Genomic DNA, 22,085 nt, shown 5'->3' with positions numbered 1-22,085 from the left:
TGTTGTCAGTATGCTGTGAGCTATGTCTGAGCATTCGACTGGCCCCGCCGCCAACGCCACCGACACCGCCGACGCAGTCAACGCCCACACCGCCGACGCCACCAACGCGTCCGACGCCGCCGCCTTCGGCTCCTTGAACTGTGCCGCCCGCATCCAGTGTTTGTTGCAGGAACTCGGCCACATCGAACACATCGAGGTCGCACCCACCGGTACCGCCACCCCGCAAGGCCTGGCGAACGGTCCAGCACACGCCCCCGTGTCCAACACCTCGCCTGATGCATCTGCTGACTCCTCGTCGGACGCATCATCCGGCACCACGCACGACCCTTCGGTCTCACCGTTTGCCAGCGACGACTCCATCAGCATTCGTTTTACTCTGCGGGGCCAGGCCCCCCGCACGTTCGCTGCCGTGACGGTTCCGGGCGAATCCTGGTCAGATCTCGCGGCCGCTTCCGCGCACCTCATGGGCCGCCCGGGCATCAGCCTGCCCAAGACCGACGGCACCCGGACCCTCGCGATCATCGACTGGCTGCCGCACCAGGACCCCCACCAGCAATTGTTCGCAGCAGCATGGTCCCCGCACGTGTCGGTTCGCGCATGCGAGGGCTTCGCCTCTCTACACGAGCTCGGTATCCGCACCTCGCAGCCGGAAGAAGGCCGCACGCTGGTGGAGTTTTCCAATGGGTCGGTGATGCACCTACGCACCCCCGGCTACCTCAACGGCGTGGGCGACGTCACCGGCCAGGACATCGCCGCCAAGGGCCTGCAACCCACCGCGGAATTCCAGCATTACTTGAACTCGTTGCTCGCCCCACCAGCCGATGGACGCAGCCCCTTGCAATGCACAGCGCCCTCCCCCTACGGCGCTCCCCTGTCATTAATGACGTCGCGGGGCTTGGCGTCCGTCACCGCCTATCATGTTGCCACGGTGAAGGGTGATACCTGGCGGTGGTCGTGGGCGGATGCCACGCGTTCCGCAGAGTGGTTTGGTGCGCAAGCGTTCGGGCCGACCCGGCCCAGCCCAGCCCACGACATTCGTCTCCTGGGTTATCGGCATGGGGTGGGTGCACTGCTTCGCCCTGAGCTATCGAGGCAGGAGGTAGAGCAGTCACATGTGCTGGCTATGTGCACCTCTGCCACCGGGTTGTGGCATCACGCGTGGGTGCCACAACCGAATGACTCCTGGGCGTTGCTGCTGTTCCCCGGCAACGCCATCTAGCCGCCAGCTAGCTGCGCAATAGCTACCACATAACTGCTCAGCAGCTGCCAGCTAGCCGCTAGCGCAGCAGGTCGCGGTAGAACTGCTCGTCCACCTCGGCGATGTCATTGGGCACGAAGCTGGGGTTGCGGTCCTTATCGATGAGCACCGCGCGCACGCCTTCTGCGAAGTTGGGTTCGCGCCGCAGTTGGTTACCCATGGTCAGCTCATGGCCCAGGCTCTGCCCAATGTGGCTGCACTCGACGGTCGCGGCAATAACCTCAATGGTGGCCACCAGGGAAGTCGGGTTGGCAAGCTTGGTGTGTTCGCGCACCAAGTCCACAAACTCAGCGTCCGCGCAGGCTTCAAGGTTGGCGCGGATCTCCGACCAGGAGCTCGCCGCGAAGCACTGCTCGATCTGCTTTTCCCAGCGGGCCAACTCCGAGGACTCCGCAACGGTCGTGGTGTGCGCTTCGATCGCGGCGTCAACACCCTTGGACTCATCAATTACGGCCTCTACGAACTCATCCATCTTGGAGGAATCGATGTAGTGGGTGGCCAGGCCGCTCCACAGCATGTCGGCCGGCTTCAAGTACATACCCGTGGTGGCGAGGAAGTTCGCCAACGCCACCGATGCGTAGCCCTTGCCCCCGACCATTTTTTGCATCCGCCAGCTCATGCCGACGTCCGGGATGAACCCGATGAGCATTTCGGGCATCGCGGCGAAGGTTTTCTCGGTGACCACGCGGTGCGAACCGTGCGCCGATACGCCCAGGCCACCGCCCATCACCACACCGTGGATGAGGGAGACGATCGGCTTGGGGTATACCGCCAGCATCTCGTTCATCTTGTATTCGGTGTTGAAGAAGCGGTCGCCTTCGGCGTACTGGCCCTGCATGCCTTGTTCGCGGATGGCTCGAACGTCACCGCCGGCGCAGAATGCGCGCTCGGAGGTGGAGGTGATGAGGATGTGGGTGACCGACGGGTCGTCGCGCCACTGTTCCAGGTAGTCAAGGATGATCTCGACCATCTCGAGGTTGAGCGAGTTGAGGGCACGGGGCCGGTTGAGTTCTAGCCGGCCGGTGGTGCCCACGACGTGCGCGTAGACGAGGTTGTCGGGAACGGTGGACGCGTCGTTGGTAGAAACATCAGTATCGTGTGCCATGCAGCACACTGTACCGAAAAAATGTGACCTAGGCGTCAGTTTTTGGGTTTCTTCTCCTTTTTCGCCTTCTTGCCCTGCTCAGCGGCATCCTGGTTGCCTGCCTCCAGTTTGGACGCGACGTCAGGAACGTAACGGAAATCCTCGCGGGGAGGACGCTCGTAGTCATTCGTCGACTTGGGGCGCTCCGGGATCTCCGGCATCGGACGATCGATGTGCTCATAGGGAATGGTCGACAACAGGTGCGAAATGACGTTGATACGCGAGCGCTTCTTGTCCTCCGACTCCACCGTGTACCAGGGAGCAGAAGGGATGTCGGTGTGGACAAACATCTCGTCCTTCGCGCGGGAGTAGTCCTCCCAGCGGGTGATCGACTGCAGGTCCATGGGCGACAGCTTCCAGCGGCGCAGCGGATCATTACGGCGGGACTTAAAGCGCTTGACTTGCTCCTCATCCGACACCGAGAACCAGTATTTGCGCAGCATAATGCCGTCTTCTACCAGCAGGCGCTCAAAGATCGGGGCCTGGTGCAAGAAGCGGCGGTATTCCTCCGAGGTACAGAAACCCATCACGCGCTCCACGCCCGCACGGTTGTACCACGAGCGGTCAAAAATGACGATCTCGCCCGCAGTCGGCAGTTTTTCAACATAACGCTGGAAGTACCACTGACCCTGTTCGCGTGATGACGGCGCGGGCAGCGCCTCAATGCGGCAGGTGCGGGGGTTGAGGTATTGGGTGATCCGCTTGATCGCAGAGCCCTTGCCTGCGGCGTCGCGCCCCTCCATGATGATGACGACGCGGGCGCCGGTCTCGACAACCCACTGCTGCATCTCAACCAGTTCAGCCTGCAGGCGCTTTAGTTCGGCCTCATAGGCTTTCTTCGACAGCTTCGGTAGCTCTTTTTTTCCCATAGGGTGGCATTTTAGTCCCTCGATGCCACCCGCTACCCCTACATGGCCAACCCCTATTGAACTTGGAATTCGGCCATTTCGTCCCAGTGGGTTTTGCCTTCGATCAGGGTGTTGATGATCTCTGGGGTTTTCTCGAGGATGGTGGGGAATAGCTCGCAGGCAGCCTTGAAGTGTTCGCTGCCGACATGGGCCTCCGCGGCGTCATCCTTAAAGCCTTCAACCAGGATGTATTCGTTGAGGCGTTCGGTGGAGCGGTACCACTCGAAGAACAGGCAGCCGTCTTCCGCGCGGGTTGCTTGGGTGAAGTCGCGGACCAGTTCGGGGAAGGTTGCGACGTTGTCGGGCAGGGGCGTGAATTTTACGTTGATCAAAATCATGTGGCCAGGATATAGGTAACGCACCCCACAGGAAAGAAAAGATTAGTCTACAATTAGCTGCGTACGCCTCATCCCCCTGCGGGTGCCAGCGAGAAGTAAGCAAAAAAATACCAAGGATCAAGGATTGCGCCCATGAATAAACCACAGGCCGGCCACTGGGTGCTGGCTGCCCTCGGCAAAAAAGTCCTCCGCCCCGGCGGGCGCGAAACCACCGAGTTCCTGCTCAACCACTGCCCCATCACTGGCGCGCGGGTGGTTGAGTTTGCCCCAGGGTTGGGTATCACCGCGGCGGAGATCCTGTCCCGAACACCCCGCAGCTATGTGGGTGTTGACGCCGACCCTTCCGCATGTGAGACCACCCGTCGCCGTTTGAACGAACTCCAGCCCCCGTGCCAGGTGTCGGTGCGGGAATGCCCTGCGGATGCTACCGGTTTGGAAGATGGCAGCGCCGACGTGGTGGTGGGTGAAGCGATGCTGAGTATGCAGACGGACGCCCACAAGCTGGCCATCATGCGGGAGGCCGCCCGCATTCTGCGCACCGGGGGCATCTATGCCATCCACGAACTGCTGTTAACGCCGGCGGAGCTGGATGAGGAATCGAAGACGGCTATTCAACGGGATTTGGCTCGGGCTATCAAGGTCAATGCCCGCCCGCTGACTATTGACGAGTGGAGCGACCTGGCCACTCAGGCGGGCTTTGAGGTGGTCAAGACGTTCACCACCTCAATGTCTCTGTTAGAGCCGCGCCGGTTGATTGCCGACGAGGGCCTCGGGGTGTTCAAGATTGCGTTCAATCTGCTGCGCCAGCCGCAATTGCGCAAGCGTGTTGTCACGATGCGCGCGACGTTTAGTAAGCATGCGGAGCACTTGGGGGCTATCGGGTTGGTGTTGAAAAAGTCCGATGTGTCCTAGCGGGTGGGTGGAAGATGTTTTACAGCGATCTGTTTAATGACGCCCCGGAGCCGCGGCAGGGCGCGCGCCCAGCGGTTGCTCGTCTGGCGACGTTGCCCGGCGCGAACATCATCGTGTTTCGTTTTGCTCCCGGCCAGTGCCTGAACGACCATACTGCGGCGCATCCGATCACGGTGCAGTGCGTGCGCGGCGAGCTTGATTTCACGGTGTATACGTCTGCGCCAGGATCTACTGCTACAACCACGCAGGCGTTCCGTTTGCGGCCGGGGCGCGTGATTCATCTGGATGCGTATGAGCTGCATCGGGTGGATGCGGTGGATGGGTGCGATGATGCGTTGCTGTTGCTGACGATGCTCACCACGGACTAGCCCACACCAGGAAGTCCACATCACGCAGCAGGCAGCACCGGGCAGCAGGCGGCAGTGGGCAGTACAGTGTGCGACAATAGCGCTCGTGGCTAACCTCATTAACCTCGAAAATGTCTCGCAGTCCTACGGGCTGAAAACTGTTCTCGACCAGGTGTCTTTGGGCATTCAGACGGGCGACCGGATCGGCGTGGTGGGGTTGAACGGTGGCGGTAAAACCACCCTGTTGCGCATCCTCGCGGGCCTCGAGCAGCCGGATTCTGGCCGGGTGTCGCATACTGGGGATTTGGCGATGGCTGTGGTCACCCAAGGCGCAGAATTGGATGATGACGCCACGGTGGCTGAGGTTGTGCTGGAACCGTTGGGTGTGCACACCTACGAGTGGGCGTCGAACGCGAAGGTTCGTGAGGTCCTAGAGGGGTTGGGCATTGTCGACCTTGGGTTGGACACCCCGGTGGGTTCGCTGTCCGGTGGGGAGCGCCGCCGCACCAACCTTGCTGCAGCACTGGTGCGTGACCTCGATCTGATCATTCTGGACGAGCCCACCAACCACCTGGACGTGGAGGGTGTGCAGTGGTTGGCGGACTATCTGCTGGCCAACAAGGCTGCATTGATTGTGGTCACGCACGACCGTTGGTTCCTCGATACGGTGGCGACGAAGACGTGGGAAGTCCACGACGGCCAGGTGGACACCTACGAGGGCGGCTACAACGATTGGACGTTTGCCCGTGCGGAGCGTGCCCGCCAGGCAGATGCTGCGGAGCAGCGGCGTCAGAACCTTGCACGTAAGGAGCTTGCATGGTTGCGCCGCGGTGCGCCTGCTCGCACGTCGAAGCCGCGCTACCGCATTGAGACAGCCGAGCAGTTGATTAACGATGTTCCGCCGCCGCGGGATTCTGTGGAGCTGATGGCGTTTTCGCGTAAGCGCCAAGGCAAGAAGGTTATCGACTTGGTAGATGCGACCATCCAGACCCCTGATGGTCGGGTGTTGGTTGATGATCTGACGTGGCGGTTGGCGCCGGGCGAGCGCATTGGTTTGGTGGGGGTCAATGGTTCCGGCAAGACGACGTTGCTGCGCACGATCGCTGGCGAGCATCCACTGGCGGCGGGTTCCCGGACCGAGGGCACGACGGTGCGTTTGGGCTGGTTGCGCCAGGAGTTGGATGATCTGGATCAGGACATGCGCTTGCTGGATGCGGTGGAGCAGGTGGCGTCCTATGTGCAGTTGGGCAAGAAGGAATTGTCGGCCTCCCAGTTGGCGGAGCGTCTTGGTTTTTCAGCGAAGCGCCAGCGCACGCCCATTAAGGATTTGTCTGGTGGCGAGCGCCGTCGTCTGCAGCTGACCCGCGTGCTGATGGCGGAGCCGAATGTGTTGTTGCTTGACGAGCCCACCAACGACCTCGACATTGATACCTTGCAGGAGTTGGAGTCTTTGCTCGATGGGTGGCCAGGCACCCTGATTGTTATTTCCCACGATCGTTATCTGATCGAGCGTGTGTGTGACAGCACCTGGGCACTGTTTGGTGATGGCACCCTGACGAACCTTCCGGGCGGCATCGAGGAGTATCTGCAGCGTAGGGCTAGCCTTGCCCAGTCGACTGTTGCGAGCAATGTGGGTTCTGCGGCGGCGCAGTCGCGTTCGGTGTCGTCCCCCGCGGCGTCATCATCTAGTCCTGACGTCGCGGGGGCTGGGGCGGGCGCGTCAACGTCGGGTTTGAGCGCGGCGGAGGAACGCAAGCTGACCAAGGAGCTGCAGTCTTTGGAACGCAAGATCGCCAAGTTGGATGACAAGCAGGCGCAGATCGAACAGGCCATGGCTGAGGCAGCGGATGATTTTGCCCGGGTGGCTGAGCTTAACGAGCAGCTCAGTGCGGTGCGTGAGGAAAAAGACGAGCTGGATATGCAGTGGATGGAGGTCGCCGACAAACTATGACGGTGTCCGCGTTTGATCTGTTCAAGGTGGGTGTTGGGCCGAGTTCGAGCCATACGGTCGGCCCGATGCTCGCCGGGTACGAGTTTGCCGACAGCCTGCTGCGCTTCCCGAATGGCCCCGAGCTTGCGGCTGCCCATGAAATTGTCGGCGGGGCGGTGACTATTGGCGAGGATATCCCCGCCGATGTTGCCGGTAGCATCACGATCATTTTGTACGGTTCTTTAGCGGATACGGGGCCGACCACGGCTTGAGCATCGCCGAGGTGTAGCGCGAGTGCGAGCGTTCGGTGCGTGATGACGCCGCGATCGATAGCGCCCTGGATCGCGTTTTTCACGCCATGGATGGATATGCGAAACGCGGCGTCAACACTACAGGTGTTCTTCCTGGTGGTTTGGGGGTTCGTCGGCGTGCGCATGGCTGGCACGAGCAGCGGGCTGCGGAGGACCCGCAGAAAACGGCGGAGTTTTCGGAGCGCTATAAAGAGACCGCCGGCGGTGGTTTGGCAATCACCGTGGCGGTCAATACCCCTGAGTGCTAGAAGCTTTAGTTCTTCGGCTGCGGCTTCTTCGCCACGGATGCGGCGAAGTTCTTCAAGGTGGTGGGGATGTCGTCGCGATCCATGATGACTTCCACCATCACCAGCTTGTCCCTGGTGGCCTCCGCCGTGGCGAGCGCCTGCTTCAACTCGTTCGGGGTGCGTGCCTTGAGGACCAGGGTGGTTTCTTCGGTGCCGCCCATGGCTGCGGGCACGAGGTCCCAGTGGTAGGTGGTGATGTCGTTGTAAGGGGCTTCGGGGCCGTGGATGGCGCGTTCGACGGTGTAGCCCTCGTTGTTGATGATCACCATGATCGGGTTGGTTTTTTCCCGCAGCATCGTGGAGATTTCCTGCACGGTCAGCTGTGCCGCACCGTCACCACTGACCAGCACGCTGCGCCGCTCGGGGGCGGCCAAGGATGCGCCAAGGCTGGCGGGTAGCGCGAATCCGATGGAAGCCCACACGGGCTGGCCCATGGATTCGGTGCCCTTGGGCAGGGGCTTGCCGGCAAGGCCGAACATGGAGGTTCCAAGATCAGCGACCAAGGTTGCGTCCGTGGGAAGCCAGGTAGTGATGATCTCCCACAGGTCATCCTGGCGCAGCTGCTCATCGGGATTAGACTCGGCTGCCTCTGCTGGCTCGGCTTGCTTCAGGGGTTGAGGCTGCGGCTGGGCGGCGGCAACGGCCCGGGTCAGAGCCGGGAGGGCATCGGCCATGGCGATGGGCCCGTAGATAGTGTGTCCGACGCGTGCGGAGTGCGGGTCGACGGCCAGAATGTCCGCTTCCTCGATGTCTGCGGTGAAACCAGCGGTGGCGGTGTCGGTAAACAGTACGCCGATGGTGATGAGCCGTTCGGCATCCTCGACTGCCGCACGGGTGCGCTCCGGGGAGACGGACGCCCAATAGGCACCAACGTAGCGGGGGCTGTCATTATCGACGACGCCGATAGACCACGGCAGCGTCGCGTAGGGCAGGTCGCAGGAGGCGATGAACTCCCCCGTTGCTTGTTTTGCGTGATAGCGCTCGATCAGCCGGTCAGCGACGATGGTGGTTTTCTTGCCTTTAAGGAATTCGGTCGCTGCCTCTTCGAAGGCAGCCAGTTGGTTGCGTGCCGTAAATTCGCTGACGTCCTCACGGATGTTACCCACGGGCTGCCCGATGCGGGCCGCAGCCACGTCGGGGCTGAGCACCAGGTAGCCGGGGCGGGATTCGATGAGCATGGTGCGGATGACGCGGTCGATTTCGCTCGCCGCATTGTCCGGAGTCAGCCATGCTTGGGAGCAGGTGACGTGGCTGGCCATCTCGTAAAAGTGCCGGTAGTTACCATCAGCCAGGGTGTGGTGCACTTTGAGGTGATTGTCTTGGCTAAAGCGCACCGGGGCGCCCACGATGTGGAGGACTGGAACGTTTTCTGCATAGGAGCCACCGGTGGCGTTGATGGCGGATAGTTCGCCCACGCCGAAGGTGGTGACCATGGCGGCAAAGCCACGCAGGCGTGCGTAGCCGTCGGCGGCGTAGCCCGCGTTGAGCTCGTTATTGTTACCCACCCAGCGCAGTGCGGGGTTGTCCAGAATGTTGTCGAGGAAGGTGAGGTTGAAGTCGCCGGGGACGCCGAAGATGTCGCTGACTCCGGTTTGTGCGATGCGGTCGAAGAGGTAGTCGGCGACGGTGTAGGGGGTGGGGGTGCTCATGGGTGGGCCTTTCGTCTAGTTCGTCTCGGATTACTTTAGCCGTAGTGCATCCACACCGTCTTCTGCTCGGTGTAGCAATCCAGCGCCCACTTACCCATTTCGCGTCCCCAACCGCTAGCTTTGTAGCCACCCCAGGGAGCAGCCATATCCGGGATGGGCAGCATGTTAATAAACACAGCACCACTGCGCAGACCACGAGCAATACGCTGCGACTCACCGATATCCTTCGTCCATACGCTGGCTGCAAGGCCGTAGTCGGTATTGTTTGCGCGTGCCAGGGTGGACATCAAATCGTCTTCACCGTCGAAAGCCATGACAGACAATACCGGGCCAAAAATCTCCTCCCGGGCCAGAGACATATCATCGGTGACACCCCTGAACAAAGTCGGCTCAACGAAGAAGCCATCACGGTCCACACGATTACCTCCTGTAACCAGCTCTGCCCCTTCGCCCTTACCTCGGCCGATGATGTCCAACACGTGCCCGGCGTGCTTCTCGCTCACCAACGGAGTGATCTGCGCATTCGGGTCGTCGCCTGCGCCGATAGTCATCGACTGCATAGCGTCTGCCATCTTGCTGACAAACTCGTCTTCAACGGACTTATCGACAAAGAAGCGAGTGTATGCGGCACACACCTGACCCGAGTTAAGCAGCGCACCGCCCAGATTCCCGGCTACGGCGGCGTCAATATCCGCGTGCTTCGTGATTATGGAGGGAGCTTTACCACCAAGCTCCAGGGTGAGTCGCTTGAGGTTCGACTCCGCCGAGGCCTTGGTAATGGTCTTGCCAACTGCTGTCGAACCGGTGTAGCTCAAGTGGTCGACCCCCATGTGGCTAGACAACATCGCGCCGACATCCCCGCCGCCTGTAACAATGTTGACCACACCGGCAGGCACCCCTGCCTCGTGGCATAGCTCCACCAGGCGAAGGCTAGTCAGCGGGGTCACCTCGCTGGGCTTGATAACAACAGTGTTGCCCGTCGCGAGTGCGGGTGCCAGCTTCCAGGCCAGGATCATAAGAGGGAAGTTCCACGGGGTGATCAGAGCGTTCACGCCCACAGGCTCGCGGACGGTGTAGTTCAGGGTTTCAGGGAAGGAAATGGAGTTCACTGTTCCCTCGATCTTGGTAACCCAGCCCGCGTAGTAACGGAAGTGGCTGGCAGCTCCTCCTACGCTCACCCCCTGTGCGATCCCCAGCGGCTGGCCCTGATCGAGGGTCTCCAGCCGCGCCAACTCGTCAGCATTCGCTTCGATCAGGTCTGCGATCTTGAACAGCACATCTGCGCGCTGGGCAGGAAGCAGGCCCGACCAGTCCGGGTCATTCAGTGCTGCGCGGGCCGCAGCAACCGCCCTGTCCACATCAGCCAAGGTCGCGGATCCAACGGCAGCGATTTCCTCCCCTGTCGCCGGATTATATGTGGGGATTGTGGTTGCGCTGCCAGCGAGTTTTTCGCCGCCAATTATCATCTGGTTGAACATGGTTACTCCTCTTGAGAACGTGGACGTATGGGCTTTTCATGGAGTCAGGGCAGTGCCTACGGGATCTCGCGGACCTCAGACAACCTGCACGTGATACTTGTCTCACGGCAATCCACCTAGACTTTCCGCCGATAATATGTCGCAGATCTCATTCGGTAGTTGACTGTTACTGCAGCCATGTAGACGCTGAGTGCAACCATTTCCGCCAGCACGCCAACCGCACCCCCTCTTCGTACCGCTAGGCGTGGCCTATGCGCCCTGCGCGGGCGACCTTTGGTGTGTAGCCGTAACGCCCCTTGAAAGCCCTGGAAAATTGCGCAGGGCTGTGAATTCCCACCCTGGAGCCGATAGCCCCAATACTCACATGGTCTAGTGCTGGATCGTTGAGCATATGCAGCGCTGCCCGCAGCCGCTTCTCTTTAATCAGCTGGCACACCGTGACACCCCGGGATCTAAACAGTCCATGCAAGTGCCGCACGCTGATGAAGTTCGCGGCAGCAATGGTGTTCGGTCCCAAAGTGTCCTCGTGTAGGTTGTCGTCAATATAGGCGTCGATCTTGGCAAGCACGCGTGCCTGCTCGCTGAGTATCGCACCGTCTTCGGCTGCGGCTGCAGCGAGCAGCGGGCCTATCATCCGCGCACCTGCAATGGCGTAGTGCTGCCCAGTCGGCTGTGTGAGCGCGTGGAGACTTCCTGCCAGGCTAGACAGAAACGCCGACGCAGGCGCCGCGTGGCCCGCAGCTCCGTCGATCGTTCGGCTGAGCACTCCCTCCAGCAGGTCGTCACCAACCCCCACATGCCCCCTCTCGACCTGCATGACCAGGATCTCGGATTCCTCCTCGAACACAACCTCATACTCACGGCTGGTGTCATAGACAACGATGTCCCCTGGCACGCTCACTGACCGTAAACCCCCCTGTTCTACGGAGGTACTGCCGGCTAACTGCACTGACACTTTCAGACAGCGTGGATCATCAGATCTAACATGCCGGGCTGTACGCGTCACGACGTGCGGTCCTGCGGTGATGTGGTGAAAGCTGATTTTTCCGACCGTGGCTCCGTCAATTGCGCCAACGAAGCTCTCCGGGTGTGCAGCCTCGAACTCCATGGGTAGAAAACCGCGCAGCACCGCAGACCGGTAGGTATCTACCTGGCGCTGCAGTGCCTCGGCAGCCATCGCAACCTCCGTCTTCCTATTACCTTTACACTGTGTTTGAGTGCTAACGCTTTTATGAAGCCTCGAAAATCGGGTGCAAAAATTCGCTTAAAGCCGTCGTGTCCTCGAGAGCAAACACACCCGCGACATACTGGTCGGGGCGAACGACCACAACGCAGCCTTCGCGGCTGATCCCGCGAGCCTCGAAGAAATCGGTGATTTCACCGGAACGCTGGCGCACCTTTGCACCGAAGGCCTTGTTGTAGTTGACCAGCTTGAGTGGGCCCACCAGTGGGCGAAACGCCTCGGGCACATCCGGGTGCTCAATAGCCGTATGATCTCCCTGGTAGACGACCTTCGTATCAAACACAGCGTCCGTGTCACCGTCGGCAGGTGTGATGGTGACCTGGGGACTGGCGGCGTCATTCATCCACCACTGCGACCACTGTTCCACCTTGGGAGAATCGGCAGGGGTACTGCCATCGGCGAAAATATATACGCGCCATCGACCATCGGCGACGTGCAGGTGCCCCAACTCATGGATCGTGGCGTCACACACCCGATCCACAGGATAACTGTGGAAGCGCTTACCAATCGGGAATCCTGTGGCCAAGGTCTGATCCTTATCACCGGCTGTCACCAGCGAAGGGGTATAACACGTCATAAAGCCTGCGGGGAATTCCGCAGTCTTGACGTAAAAATCCTCCAGGAAGTTCGGATCCTCAAACTCCTCCGAGGGTGTGGCCATCAGCGTCGACCACTCCTTGTCAAAAGTAATCAGATCGTGGGCAACCACGCGACGCTCCTCACAATAAGTGCGCAGCAATGCGTCTCCTCCGCGCCCCGAGAGCACTTGTCCCAGCTTCCAACCAATGTTGAAGCCATCTTGCATGGACACGTTCATGCCTTGGCCAGCCTTCGCCGAGTGAGTGTGGCAGGCATCGCCGGTAATAAAAACCCTCGCTTGGTCGTCCTCGGCACGGCAATTATCAAACTTGTCGGTCAAACGGTGGCCAACCTCGTAGACGCTGTGCCACGCAACATCCTTGATCTCCAAGGTGTAGGGCTTCATGATCTCCTGTGCCTTGGAGATGATCTCCTCGATCCTGGTCTGCCGGATCGCACCTCCATCGGCTGTATCAACAATGCCTAGGTCAACGTACATACGGAAGAGGTGGCCTCCCTCTCGGGGGATGTGCAAAATGTTACCGCCGCTACGGGACTGAATCGCACACTTCAAGCGTATATCCGGAAAATCGGTAGAGGCGACAACATCCATTACACCCCACGCATGGTTCGCAGCGTCACCTTTCAGCGTCCGCCCAATTGACTTACGCACCTTAGAGCGCGCACCGTCACACCCCACGACATACTTGGCACGGACGACCTTCACCGTACCCTCTGCTTCGCCTTCACCCACACCGTCGCAGGTTCGTCGCAAGGTGACTTCCACAGGATACTCGCCCGCATCATGGATAGTTAGATCCTCGAAATCCCAGCCGTAATCAGGGAGCATCCGCGAAGGGCTGTTGGCCATGAACTCCGCGAAGTAGTCGAGCACGCGCGCCTGATTCACAATCAAGTGTGGGAACTCCGAAATACCTTCCGGATCGTCGATGGTGCGGGCTGTGCGCTCGATCGCGTCCGAGCCGTCGGCGGCAGGCTTCCAAAACGCCATCTCAGTGATCTGATAAGCCTCATTGGTGATTTCGTCAGCGAAGCCGAAGGCCTGGAAGGTCTCCACGCTGCGAGCTTGAATACCGTCGGCCTGGCCGAGAATCAACCGATGCGGGCGGCGCTCGATAATGCGCGTGTGCACATTCGGGTACATCGACAGCTGTGCTGCAGCAATCATGCCCGCCGGCCCAGAGCCTACGATGAGAACATCCATATACTCGGGAAGCTGCTCAGGCCGGTCTAGGCCAATTCCACTCGCGGGAAGTAGTCGGGGATTTTCAGAAACATAACCGTGATGGTGGAATTCCATTGTTCATCCTTAGGAAAAAATTAGGGGCAGGGAAGAGAAGCGATTAAGAAATCGGGGGTGGGGCCTAGTGGGCGCCGGCGGAGCTGCCGAAACGCAGTGGGGTGGCTGCCTGTTCTGCTTCGTTATCGGGCCCCAGTGGGATACCCGAGCGATCCTTGACAGCAAACACCGCGAGGAAACCAATGACGGACATCGCAACCAAGTAGTAGGTGACGTTGGTAGTAGCTCCAGTGCGCTCGACAATTGCAGCGGCGATCATCGGGGAGAAAGCGCCACCGAGAATCGCGCCGATGGCATAAGAAATAGATACTCCCGAGAAGCGAATGGATGCGGGGAACAGCTCAGCGTACAGCGCAGCTTGGGGACCGTAAGTAAGGCCGAGACCTAAAGTAAGGAACACCAACGCGATGAGCAGTTTCTTAGGGTCTGCGGTGTTGACCAGTGGGAACAAGGCAATAGCGCCGATAGCCTGGAGGACGAACCCGATCAAGTAAGTGACCCTTCGGCCGATGTAGTCACTAACCCAACCGGCAAGCAAGGTAAACACCAGCCAAGAAACAGCCGACAGGGTGACAGCTCCGAGAACATCGCCGCGGGCAAGCCCGACCGGACCGTTGGGATCCGTGGCGTAGTTCTGAATGTAACCACCGGTGGTCATGTAGCCCACCGCATTATTACCGGCGAAGATGAGGGCTGCGACGATAACCAGGGGAAAGTGCCGGCGGAACAGCACGGCTACGGGGGCGGATGCGGTTTCTGCGCGCTCCTCCATCTCTGCGAATACAGGCGACTCTTCAACACCGTGGCGAATGAGGAAACCGACGATGATCAGAACCACAGACAGAAGGAAAGGAATGCGCCAACCCCATTCAAGGAATGCGTCTCCCGGGGCGATCGAGCTCATCAACTGCAGCACGCCCGAAGCCATGAGTAGGCCAAGGGGGACGCCGATCTGTGGGCTAGCACCGAAAAGTCCGCGGCGGGCAGTCGGCGCGTGCTCGACAGCCATAAGCACAGCGCCGCCCCATTCACCTCCGGCAGAAATCCCCTGGACGATGCGTAGGAGGATGAGTAACGCAGGGGCCCACAGACCGATGGTGGCATATGTCGGAAGAACACCAATGAGGGCGGTGGCGCTACCCATCATGATGAGAGTGACCATGAGGACTTTGCGCCGACCGATCTTGTCACCGAAGTGGCCGGCAAGAAAAGCACCCAGCGGGCGAAACAGGAACGACAAACCAACCGACAGGAAGCCAACGATTGTGGCCAGGCCTGGGCTCAGGTTGGCGAACATGACAGATTTGAACACTAGACCCGTCGCGATTGCATAAACAAAGTAGTCGTACCACTCAATGGCGGTGCCGACGATAGTGGCCGCCGCGACACGGCGCTGTTCTTTGTCAACATGACGAACGGCTTCGATCGCAGTTTCCTCCATGGGGGGATGCGAAAGATGGGGTACGTGAGACGACACTATTCCTCCAATTTTCATATACAAAGGGCGCCGATAAGACAGGATGGCACCGATGCCCGTTTTGGGGTGGGTTAAGCCAATGAACATCGCCGGGGCGAGATCATAGTGACCTCACCAGGCATTTTAAGAAATCTACTTCCCACCGGCTGTGTCCCAGTCGAAGAATTCATGTGGCTTTAACAACACTCATTACTTTACTATGACCGAGATTGCTTGCGGGATTGAGTGAAATAATATACGATTTTGCTGAACACGCAAGGACTTGCTAGGAGGAAAACTTGAGCGACATCCCAAAGTCCCCGGTCACACCCGGAAAAATAATTGCAGTACACGTGGCCTACAACTCCCGCGCAGCACAACGCGGGCGCTGGCCTAAACAACCGTCATACTTCCTCAAAGCCTCGAGCAGCGTGAGTGCCAGCGGGAGCAATGTGGAACGACCCCAAGGGTGCGAACTCCTGGCCTTCGAAGGCGAGATCGCACTCATCATCGGGCGCCCCGCGCATCGGGTTCAGCCAGAAGATGCATGGTCCTACGTCGGCGGAGTCACCGCAGCAAACGACCTCGGAATATACGACTACCGGGCGCAAGACAAGGGCTCCAACACGCGCTCCAAGAGCCGCGACGGCTACACCCCGCTGGGCCCCGACGTTATCGACGCCAGCCTCGTAGACCCCCACAACCTTCGCATCCGGACGTGGGTCAACGGCCACATCGCCCAAGAAGCTATCACTGACGAGGAAGAGATGATCTTCCCACTGTCCCAGTTTGTTGCCGACCTATCGCAGCACATGACGCTTGAACCAGGGGACGTCATCCTCACAGGCACTCCAGCTGGATCTACTGTCATATTCCCCGGCGACACCGTAGAGGTCGAAGTCGATTGCCCCACAGTAGAGGGCTGCCCCACATCCGGGAAACTGTCCACGACCATCGTCGAAGGCCCTGGTAACTTCAATGCATCCGTTGGCATGCTCCCCTCTATCGACGACAAGCAGCGCGAAGATGCCTACGGCGACCGCGCCAGCGCGGGATTACCCGAAGAAGACGACCTAAGCAGCATGGACCCAGAGCTTCGTGCTCTGCTGGAAAAGGTCCCCACCGCAGGGTTGTCCGCGCAACTACGTAACAAGGGCCTCAACCAAGTCCACATCGAAGGCGTGAAATCCAATAAGCCCGGCACGCACATGGTGGGTGTCGCCACCACGCTGCGGTTCCTTCCCTGCCGCGAAGACCTCTTCCCGGCACTCGGCGGTGGGTACAACGCGCAGAAGAAAGCCTTCGATGGTTTGAAGGAAGGCCAAATCCTCGTCATCGAAGCGCGCAACGACCCGGGATCCGGAACCCTCGGGGATGTCCTCGCACTTCGTGCAGCAAACCTCAAAGCTGCGGGTATCGTCACCGACGGCGGAATCCGCGACTTCACGCCGGTAACAGAAGTAGACATCCCTGTGTTTGGCCGCACCGCACACCCCGCTGTACTTGGCCGCAAACACCTGCCATATGACACGGATATTGCCATCGGATGCGGCAACACTACAGTCTTCCCCGGCGATATTCTGGTCGGCGATGATGACGGAGTCATTGTCATCCCCCGCGCACTCGCTTGGGAGGTCGCCATCGCTGCAGCCAAAAAGGAAATCCAAGACGAGTGGGTCGCCGAACGCGTCAAAGAAGGACACCCAGTCGACGGATTGTTCCCGCCCACGGGGGAATGGAAGAAGGCCTACGCGGACTACCTAGACAACCATCCCGAACTAATGGCAGCGCTACCAACGCCGCCTGAAGCTAAGTGATTGCGTAGCCATGCCTCATACCTCGATTACACGCACAGCCACCGGCGCGACGCCCCCTGCCCTGAGTGATTCGGACCCTGCGGACGTTTTCAACACGGAAAGCGGCTCCCTTGAGCTCAAAGCGGCGGGCTTGAGCAAGACTGAGGCAGCGTACCGATTGATCAAAGAAAAGATCACCACCGGGGAATTCGCCCCCGGCCACCGCATCGTCCTGGCTAGCCTAGCGGAACTACTGAACTCCAGCGTCGTGCCGGTCCGTGAGGCGCTGCGACAACTCGAAGCCGAGGGCTTAATCGAATACGAGCGCAATGTCGGTGCGCGCGTCGCTATGGTGGACCGATCAGACTACCTGGATTGTATGTACACCATCGGCGTATTGGAGGGTGCTGCGACTGCACAGGCCGCGCCGTACTTGAGCGCAGCAGATCTCAGCGAAGCCAGGGAGATTAACGCTCAGATGGCCGCACTACTTGACCGTTTCGACGCAGCAGCGTTTACCCACCTGAACTACCAATTCCACCGCACGTTGTTTTCCCGATGCCCCAACCAAAGGCTGGTAGAGCTCGTCGCTGCTGATTGGGAAAGGCTTTCTTACTTGCGGGAATCCACCTTTGCATTCGTTCCGAACCGCGCTGCAGACAGCGTGGCGGAACACAACAAGATACTGACCCTTATCGACATCGGCGCCGAGGCCACATTCATCGAAAAAACCGCGCGGGACCACCGCCACGGAACATTGAACAGCTACCTCGCTTCACTCAAGCAACACCCCTCACAAGGAATTCAAGGAGAAACTCTATGAGCGCTACAAACACTACGAACACGACACTTCCTTCCGGTATGCCCGAGAAGATCCAGCACTACGTTGGCGGCAAGTTTGTCGATTCCATCGACGGCGACACTTTCGACGTAATCAATCCAGTGGACAATACTCCATACATCAAGGCTGCATCGGGTAAAAAAGAAGATATTGACGCTGCAGTTGCCGCCGCCACACACGCGTTTGAGCATGGTCCCTGGCCGAAGATGCTCCCCCGCGAACGCGCTCGGGTACTGCATCGGATCGCCGATATTGTCGAGTCTCGCGACAAGATCCTCGCTGAGATGGAGTCCTTCGACTCCGGCCTTCCGATCACCCAGGCACTGGGTCAGGCCCGGCGCGCTGCTGAAAACTTCCGTTTCTTTGCCGACCTGATCGTGGCACAGGCTGACGACACGTTTAAAGTGCCTGGACGTCAAGTGAACTATGTAAACCGTAAGCCAATTGGCGTCGCAGGCCTGATTACTCCTTGGAACACTCCGTTCATGCTCGAGTCGTGGAAGTTGGCTCCGGCTATTGCAACCGGCAACTGTGTTGTGTTGAAACCCGCAGAGTTCACACCGCTGTCGGCGTCCTTGTGGGCGGGCATTTTCGAAGAGGCCGGCCTCCCAGAAGGCGTGTTTAACCTGGTCAATGGCTTTGGCGAAACCGCAGGAGATGCGCTGGTTAAGCACCCCAATGTTCCCTTGATTTCCTTTACAGGAGAATCCCGGACCGGACAGATTATTTTTGGCAACGCCGCTCCCTTCCTCAAGGGGTTGTCTATGGAGCTTGGAGGCAAGTCCCCAGCAGTTATCTTCGACGACGCTGACTTGGACGAGGCCGTCAACGCCACAATCTTTGGTGTCTTCTCCCTCAACGGCGAGCGCTGCACTGCAGGCTCCCGCATTCTGGTCCAGAGGGGCATCTACGACGAGTTCGTCGAGCGTTACGCGGCCCAGGCTCGGCGTGTAAAGGTGGGTCTGCCTTCCGATCCCTCAACCGAGGTCGGCGCTTTGGTACACCCCGAGCACTTCGACAAAGTGATGAGCTACATCGAGATCGGCAAGGAGGAAGGCCGGCTGCTAGCCGGGGGTGGCCGCCCCGAAGGCTTCCCCAAGGGTAACTTCGTCGCTCCCACCGTATTCGCTGATGTCTCCCCCGACGCCCGAATCTTCCAGGAAGAAATCTTCGGCCCCGTCGTAGCGATTACCCCCTTCGACACTGATGAAGAGGCTGTGGCTCTGGCTAACAACACCCGCTACGGCCTGGCCGCATACGTCTGGACCAGTGATCTAAAGCGTGCCCACAACGTAGCCCACGACATCGAGGCAGGCATGGTATGGCTGAACTCCAACAACGTCCGCGACCTGCGCACCCCCTTCGGCGGTGTTAAGGCCTCTGGTCTCGGCCACGAAGGCGGCTACCGCTCCATCGACTTCTACACCGACCAGCAGGCAGTGCACATCACCCTCGGAGAAGTGCACAACCCAGTCTTCGGTAAGCAGTAAGCCAGCCACGACTCCGCTGTTGATCTCTAATCAATTCCTTTGTCCGTTTTCACCCCCTGTACCCCGCCCCGCCCCTTTTCACTAGAAAGGTTCCCGCCATGACCACCGCTGCACCAGACATCCTGCGCTGTGCTTACATGGAGCTCGTCGTCACCGACCTCGAGGCGAGCCGCAAGTTCTACGTCGACGTCCTCGACTTGGTTGTCACCGAAGAAGATGACAACACTATCTACCTCCGCAGCATGGAAGAGTTCATCCACCACAACCTCGTCTTGCGCAAGGGAGATCAGGCAGCAGTGGCTGCTTTCTCCTACCGCGTCCGCTCCCCCGAGGATCTGGACAAAGCTGAGGCTTTCTACAAGGAGCGCGGCTGCCGTGTGGAGCGCAACAAGGAGGGCTTCACCAAGGGCATTGGCGATTCCGTCCGCGTCCAGGACCCCTTCGGATTCCCCTACGAGTTCTTCCACGAGGTGGAGCACGTCGAGCGGCTGTGCTGGGCCTACGACAAGTACACTCCCGGCGCCCTAGTCCGGCTGGATCATTTCAATCAGGTCACCCCGGATGTGCCGGCCGCTGTGAATTACATGGAAGACCTAGGATTCCGCATCACTGAAGACATTCGCGACGAGGAGGGCACCGTCTACGCTGCTTGGATGCGCCGAAAGCCCACAGTTCATGACACGGCTATGACTGGTGGCGACGGCCCTCGCATGCACCATGTGGCCTTCGCAACCCACGAAAAGCACAACATCCTCGCCATTTGCGACAAGCTGGGCGCACTGCGCCTAAGCGATCACATCGAGCGCGGCCCAGGGCGTCACGGTGTTTCCAACGCTTTTTACCTCTACCTGCGCGACCCGGACGGCCACCGCGTCGAGATCTACACCCAGGACTACTACACCGGCGATCCAGACAACCCGACCGTCACATGGGATGTCCATGACAATCAGCGCCGCGACTGGTGGGGGACCCCTGTCGTTCCTTCCTGGTACACCGACGCTTCCCGCGTCCTGGACCTCGACGGCAACATCGTCCCTCTAACCGAGCGCACGGATGCCTCCGAAATGGAGCAAACCATAGGCGCCGATGGTTTCTCTTACACCCGCAAAGAGGACGAAGAAGCAATGCCGGAATGGAAACAAGGCGAATATAAGCTGGGGCACCAGCTCTAAAGTCCGTCTCGCTCACATATCGCCGAAGGAAAGGCCAGCAATGCTGGACAAAGACACCATCACTACAATTGCGGACGATCTCGCGGCCGCCGAGGACAGTCGCAGCATGATTCCGCTGCTTACTGCTCGCTACCCCGAAATGACCGTCGAAGACTCCTACGCGGTACAAAACGTGTGGCGGGATCGCGTGATTGCTTCAGGCCGCCGCATGGTCGGCCGAAAGATCGGCCTGACTTCCAAGGTGATGCAGGTTGCCACAGGCATCACCGAACCTGACTACGGCATTATCTTCGATGACATGGTCTACGAATCGGGCTCCGTTATCGAGCACGCCCAGTACACCGGTGTGCGCATCGAAGTTGAGCTCGCCTTCGTACTCAAGGAGGATCTCAAGGGCCCCCACATCAATCAATTCGATGTTCTGCGTGCCACAGACTACGTGGTTCCGGCACTCGAGATCCTTTCCTCTCGCATCGAGATGGAAGGACGAACCATCGTCGACACCATCGCAGATAACGCTGCAATGGGAGCGATGGTCGTGGGTGGAAGGCCTATCCGCCCCGATGATGTTGACCTCCGGTGGATTTCGGCCTGTCTGTACCGCAATGAAACCATCGAAGAATCCGGTGTTTCGGCAGCTGTACTCGGTCACCCCGCCATGGGGGTTGCCTGGCTCGCCAACAAGTTGCACCCCCACGGTGACCATCTCGCTGCAGGAGATATCATCCTTGCTGGTTCTTTTACTCGCCCCATGTGGGTCTACCCCGGTGACTCGGTCTACGCAGACTTCAATGACCTCGGAGTGATCTCATGCAACTTCCGCTAACCTTTGCAGAGCGACTCTCCCAAGCCTCCGATCCCCAGGTGGGTCTATGGGTGTGTAGCGGCTCCGCGACGTGCGCGGAGCTTATCGTCGGGGCACAGCCTGATTGGGTACTCATCGACGGCGAGCACTCCCCCATCGGCCTGGAATCCACTTTAGGGTTGCTGCATACCGTCGCAGCCTACGGCGCTACGCCGGTAGTAAGAGTGCCAGAGTGCGATACCGCCCGTATCAAGCAATTCCTGGACCTTGGGGCTCAAAACATCATGGTACCCATGGTGCATGACGCCTCCATCGCAGCGAGCGCCGTATCAGCGATGCACTATCCGCCAAAAGGCGTGCGTGGTGTGGGCAGTGCCCTAGCGAGGTCATCTCGTTGGAACCGCGTGCCGGATTATCTGGCAATAGCCAGCGAAACCGTCAGTTTGACCGTGCAAATCGAATCGACAGAAGGCGTGCGCAACGCAGAAGCGATCGCTGCTATCGAAGGCGTGGACGCAGTCTTCATCGGCCCGGCAGACCTCGCTGCAGATATGGGTTATCTAGGACAACAAGACCACCCCGAAGTCATTTCCTCTGTCCTTGACACCATCGACGCGGTGCGTGCTGCAGGCACACGCGTGGGCGTCAATGCCTTCGCTTTTGCCCAACAACAGATGTATCTCGATGCTGGTGCAGATTTCATTGCTGTGGGCGCAGACGTACAGCTTCTAGCTAAGGCCTCCAGTGACCTAGTTCGAAACACCAGAGCCCTCTCCAAGAAAGACTAAGCGCCATCCGCTAACAGCGACCGAAACCAGCT

19 protein-coding genes and 1 pseudogene are annotated in these 22,085 nt (G+C 59.5%); 12 read left to right on the top strand and 8 right to left on the bottom strand.

Going from position 1 to position 22,085, the window contains the following annotated elements:
- Window positions 1-22 precede the first annotated feature (22 nt).
- A complete protein-coding gene (locus CARG_RS02960; RefSeq protein WP_020975908.1) occupies window positions 23-1,219 on the top strand; it encodes a DUF6882 domain-containing protein in 1,197 nt (398 codons plus the stop codon).
- Window positions 1,220-1,277: 58 nt separating this feature from the next.
- Here the strand turns inward: CARG_RS02960 and CARG_RS02955 are convergent, their stop codons facing one another.
- Genes CARG_RS02955 through CARG_RS02945 form a run of 3 tightly spaced genes read right to left on the bottom strand, consistent with a single transcriptional unit; the run spans window position 1,278 to window position 3,648 of the window.
- Entirely contained in the window at window positions 1,278-2,363 is a 1,086-nt protein-coding gene (locus CARG_RS02955) for a 3-hydroxyisobutyryl-CoA hydrolase (RefSeq protein WP_020975907.1), read from the bottom strand.
- 35 nt (window positions 2,364-2,398) lie between these two features.
- Window positions 2,399-3,271, bottom strand: coding sequence for a polyphosphate kinase 2 (gene ppk2 / locus CARG_RS02950; protein ID WP_020975906.1), 873 nt, complete (start codon window positions 3,269-3,271; stop codon window positions 2,399-2,401).
- A gap of 53 nt (window positions 3,272-3,324) precedes the next feature.
- On the bottom strand, window positions 3,325-3,648 hold the full coding sequence (locus tag CARG_RS02945) for a putative quinol monooxygenase (protein WP_020975905.1): 324 nt from the start codon (window positions 3,646-3,648) through the stop codon (window positions 3,325-3,327).
- 132 nt (window positions 3,649-3,780) lie between these two features.
- Between CARG_RS02945 and CARG_RS02940 the strand changes: the two genes are divergently transcribed.
- The 5 genes and pseudogenes from CARG_RS02940 to CARG_RS02920 all read left to right on the top strand — a co-directional run bounded on the left by CARG_RS02940 (window position 3,781) and on the right by CARG_RS02920 (window position 7,396).
- A complete protein-coding gene (locus CARG_RS02940) occupies window positions 3,781-4,560 on the top strand; it encodes a class I SAM-dependent methyltransferase (RefSeq protein WP_020975904.1) in 780 nt (259 codons plus the stop codon).
- 14 nt (window positions 4,561-4,574) lie between these two features.
- Complete coding sequence (locus CARG_RS02935; protein ID WP_020975903.1) at window positions 4,575-4,928, top strand: cupin domain-containing protein; 354 nt, start codon at window positions 4,575-4,577, stop codon at window positions 4,926-4,928.
- A gap of 85 nt (window positions 4,929-5,013) precedes the next feature.
- Window positions 5,014-6,858 carry an ABC-F family ATP-binding cassette domain-containing protein gene (locus CARG_RS02930; RefSeq protein WP_020975902.1) on the top strand — a complete coding sequence of 615 codons (1,845 nt, stop codon included), beginning with the start codon at window positions 5,014-5,016 and terminating at the stop codon, window positions 6,856-6,858.
- Window positions 6,855-7,094: pseudogene (locus tag CARG_RS02925) on the top strand (serine dehydratase beta chain); the annotation flags it as partial. The gene CARG_RS02930 and the pseudogene CARG_RS02925, both read left to right, overlap by 4 nt.
- Before the next feature lie 50 nt (window positions 7,095-7,144).
- Window positions 7,145-7,396, top strand: a complete 252-nt coding sequence (locus tag CARG_RS02920; RefSeq protein ID WP_041746927.1) for a hypothetical protein — start codon at window positions 7,145-7,147, stop codon at window positions 7,394-7,396.
- A gap of 5 nt (window positions 7,397-7,401) precedes the next feature.
- On the opposite strand, the gene CARG_RS02915 is transcribed toward CARG_RS02920, so the two are convergent.
- The 5 genes from CARG_RS02915 to CARG_RS02895 all read right to left on the bottom strand — a co-directional run bounded on the left by CARG_RS02915 (window position 7,402) and on the right by CARG_RS02895 (window position 15,146).
- A complete protein-coding gene (locus CARG_RS02915) occupies window positions 7,402-9,084 on the bottom strand; it encodes an alpha-keto acid decarboxylase family protein (RefSeq protein ID WP_020975901.1) in 1,683 nt (560 codons plus the stop codon).
- 35 nt (window positions 9,085-9,119) lie between these two features.
- Window positions 9,120-10,562, bottom strand: a complete 1,443-nt coding sequence (locus CARG_RS02910) for an aldehyde dehydrogenase family protein (protein WP_020975900.1) — start codon at window positions 10,560-10,562, stop codon at window positions 9,120-9,122.
- A gap of 238 nt (window positions 10,563-10,800) precedes the next feature.
- Entirely contained in the window at window positions 10,801-11,739 is a 939-nt protein-coding gene (locus CARG_RS09575; protein WP_020975899.1) for an AraC-like ligand-binding domain-containing protein, read from the bottom strand.
- A 52-nt stretch (window positions 11,740-11,791) separates the two neighbouring features.
- Window positions 11,792-13,705 carry an FAD-dependent monooxygenase gene (locus CARG_RS02900; RefSeq protein ID WP_020975898.1) on the bottom strand — a complete coding sequence of 638 codons (1,914 nt, stop codon included), beginning with the start codon at window positions 13,703-13,705 and terminating at the stop codon, window positions 11,792-11,794.
- A 64-nt stretch (window positions 13,706-13,769) separates the two neighbouring features.
- Window positions 13,770-15,146: an MFS transporter gene (locus CARG_RS02895; protein ID WP_020975897.1), complete on the bottom strand. Its 1,377-nt coding sequence runs from the start codon at window positions 15,144-15,146 to the stop codon at window positions 13,770-13,772.
- Window positions 15,147-15,460: 314 nt separating this feature from the next.
- Here CARG_RS02895 and CARG_RS02890 point away from each other — a divergent pair, with 314 nt between their 5' ends.
- From CARG_RS02890 to CARG_RS02865, 6 genes are all read left to right on the top strand, one after another.
- Complete coding sequence (locus CARG_RS02890) at window positions 15,461-16,978, top strand: fumarylacetoacetate hydrolase family protein (protein WP_046204499.1); 1,518 nt, start codon at window positions 15,461-15,463, stop codon at window positions 16,976-16,978.
- 10 nt (window positions 16,979-16,988) lie between these two features.
- Window positions 16,989-17,780: a GntR family transcriptional regulator gene (locus CARG_RS02885; protein ID WP_020975895.1), complete on the top strand. Its 792-nt coding sequence runs from the start codon at window positions 16,989-16,991 to the stop codon at window positions 17,778-17,780.
- Window positions 17,777-19,288, top strand: coding sequence for a 5-carboxymethyl-2-hydroxymuconate semialdehyde dehydrogenase (hpaE, locus tag CARG_RS02880; protein WP_020975894.1), 1,512 nt, complete (start codon window positions 17,777-17,779; stop codon window positions 19,286-19,288). Before CARG_RS02885 ends, hpaE begins: the two co-directional genes overlap by 4 nt.
- Window positions 19,289-19,386: 98 nt before the next feature.
- On the top strand, window positions 19,387-20,460 hold the full coding sequence (hpaD, locus tag CARG_RS02875) for a 3,4-dihydroxyphenylacetate 2,3-dioxygenase (protein ID WP_020975893.1): 1,074 nt from the start codon (window positions 19,387-19,389) through the stop codon (window positions 20,458-20,460).
- A 40-nt stretch (window positions 20,461-20,500) separates the two neighbouring features.
- The gene (locus tag CARG_RS02870) at window positions 20,501-21,286 is read left to right on the top strand and encodes a fumarylacetoacetate hydrolase family protein (RefSeq protein WP_020975892.1); all 786 of its coding nucleotides are present in this window, start codon (window positions 20,501-20,503) and stop codon (window positions 21,284-21,286) included.
- The gene (locus CARG_RS02865; protein WP_020975891.1) at window positions 21,271-22,053 is read left to right on the top strand and encodes an HpcH/HpaI aldolase family protein; all 783 of its coding nucleotides are present in this window, start codon (window positions 21,271-21,273) and stop codon (window positions 22,051-22,053) included. The genes CARG_RS02870 and CARG_RS02865 overlap by 16 nt, the downstream gene beginning before the upstream one ends.
- Window positions 22,054-22,085: the final 32 nt, after the last annotated feature.

The sequence above is a fragment of the Corynebacterium argentoratense DSM 44202 genome (assembly GCF_000590555.1).
GTDB classification, from domain to species: Bacteria; Actinomycetota; Actinomycetes; order Mycobacteriales; family Mycobacteriaceae; genus Corynebacterium; species Corynebacterium argentoratense.
This window is presented reverse-complemented; position numbering and strand designations above follow the sequence as displayed.

Excerpts from the sequence above, each read along its gene's own strand:
- CARG_RS09575 (WP_020975899.1), bottom strand. The coding sequence starts at position 11,739 with ATGGCTGCCGAGGCACTGCAGCGCCAGGTAGATACCTACCGGTCTGCG.
- CARG_RS02945 (WP_020975905.1), bottom strand. The coding sequence starts at position 3,648 with ATGATTTTGATCAACGTAAAATTCACGCCCCTGCCCGACAACGTCGCA.
- CARG_RS02955 (WP_020975907.1), bottom strand. The coding sequence starts at position 2,363 with ATGGCACACGATACTGATGTTTCTACCAACGACGCGTCCACCGTTCCC.
- CARG_RS02935 (WP_020975903.1), top strand. The coding sequence starts at position 4,575 with ATGTTTTACAGCGATCTGTTTAATGACGCCCCGGAGCCGCGGCAGGGC.
- CARG_RS02885 (WP_020975895.1), top strand. The coding sequence starts at position 16,989 with ATGCCTCATACCTCGATTACACGCACAGCCACCGGCGCGACGCCCCCT.
- CARG_RS02870 (WP_020975892.1), top strand. The coding sequence starts at position 20,501 with ATGCTGGACAAAGACACCATCACTACAATTGCGGACGATCTCGCGGCC.
- CARG_RS02915 (WP_020975901.1), bottom strand. The coding sequence starts at position 9,084 with ATGAGCACCCCCACCCCCTACACCGTCGCCGACTACCTCTTCGACCGC.
- CARG_RS02895 (WP_020975897.1), bottom strand. The coding sequence starts at position 15,146 with ATGGAGGAAACTGCGATCGAAGCCGTTCGTCATGTTGACAAAGAACAG.
- CARG_RS02940 (WP_020975904.1), top strand. The coding sequence starts at position 3,781 with ATGAATAAACCACAGGCCGGCCACTGGGTGCTGGCTGCCCTCGGCAAA.
- CARG_RS02900 (WP_020975898.1), bottom strand. The coding sequence starts at position 13,705 with ATGGAATTCCACCATCACGGTTATGTTTCTGAAAATCCCCGACTACTT.
- CARG_RS02960 (WP_020975908.1), top strand. The coding sequence starts at position 23 with ATGTCTGAGCATTCGACTGGCCCCGCCGCCAACGCCACCGACACCGCC.
- CARG_RS02910 (WP_020975900.1), bottom strand. The coding sequence starts at position 10,562 with ATGTTCAACCAGATGATAATTGGCGGCGAAAAACTCGCTGGCAGCGCA.
- ppk2 (WP_020975906.1), bottom strand. The coding sequence starts at position 3,271 with ATGGGAAAAAAAGAGCTACCGAAGCTGTCGAAGAAAGCCTATGAGGCC.
- hpaE (WP_020975894.1), top strand. The coding sequence starts at position 17,777 with ATGAGCGCTACAAACACTACGAACACGACACTTCCTTCCGGTATGCCC.
- hpaD (WP_020975893.1), top strand. The coding sequence starts at position 19,387 with ATGACCACCGCTGCACCAGACATCCTGCGCTGTGCTTACATGGAGCTC.
- CARG_RS02865 (WP_020975891.1), top strand. The coding sequence starts at position 21,271 with ATGCAACTTCCGCTAACCTTTGCAGAGCGACTCTCCCAAGCCTCCGAT.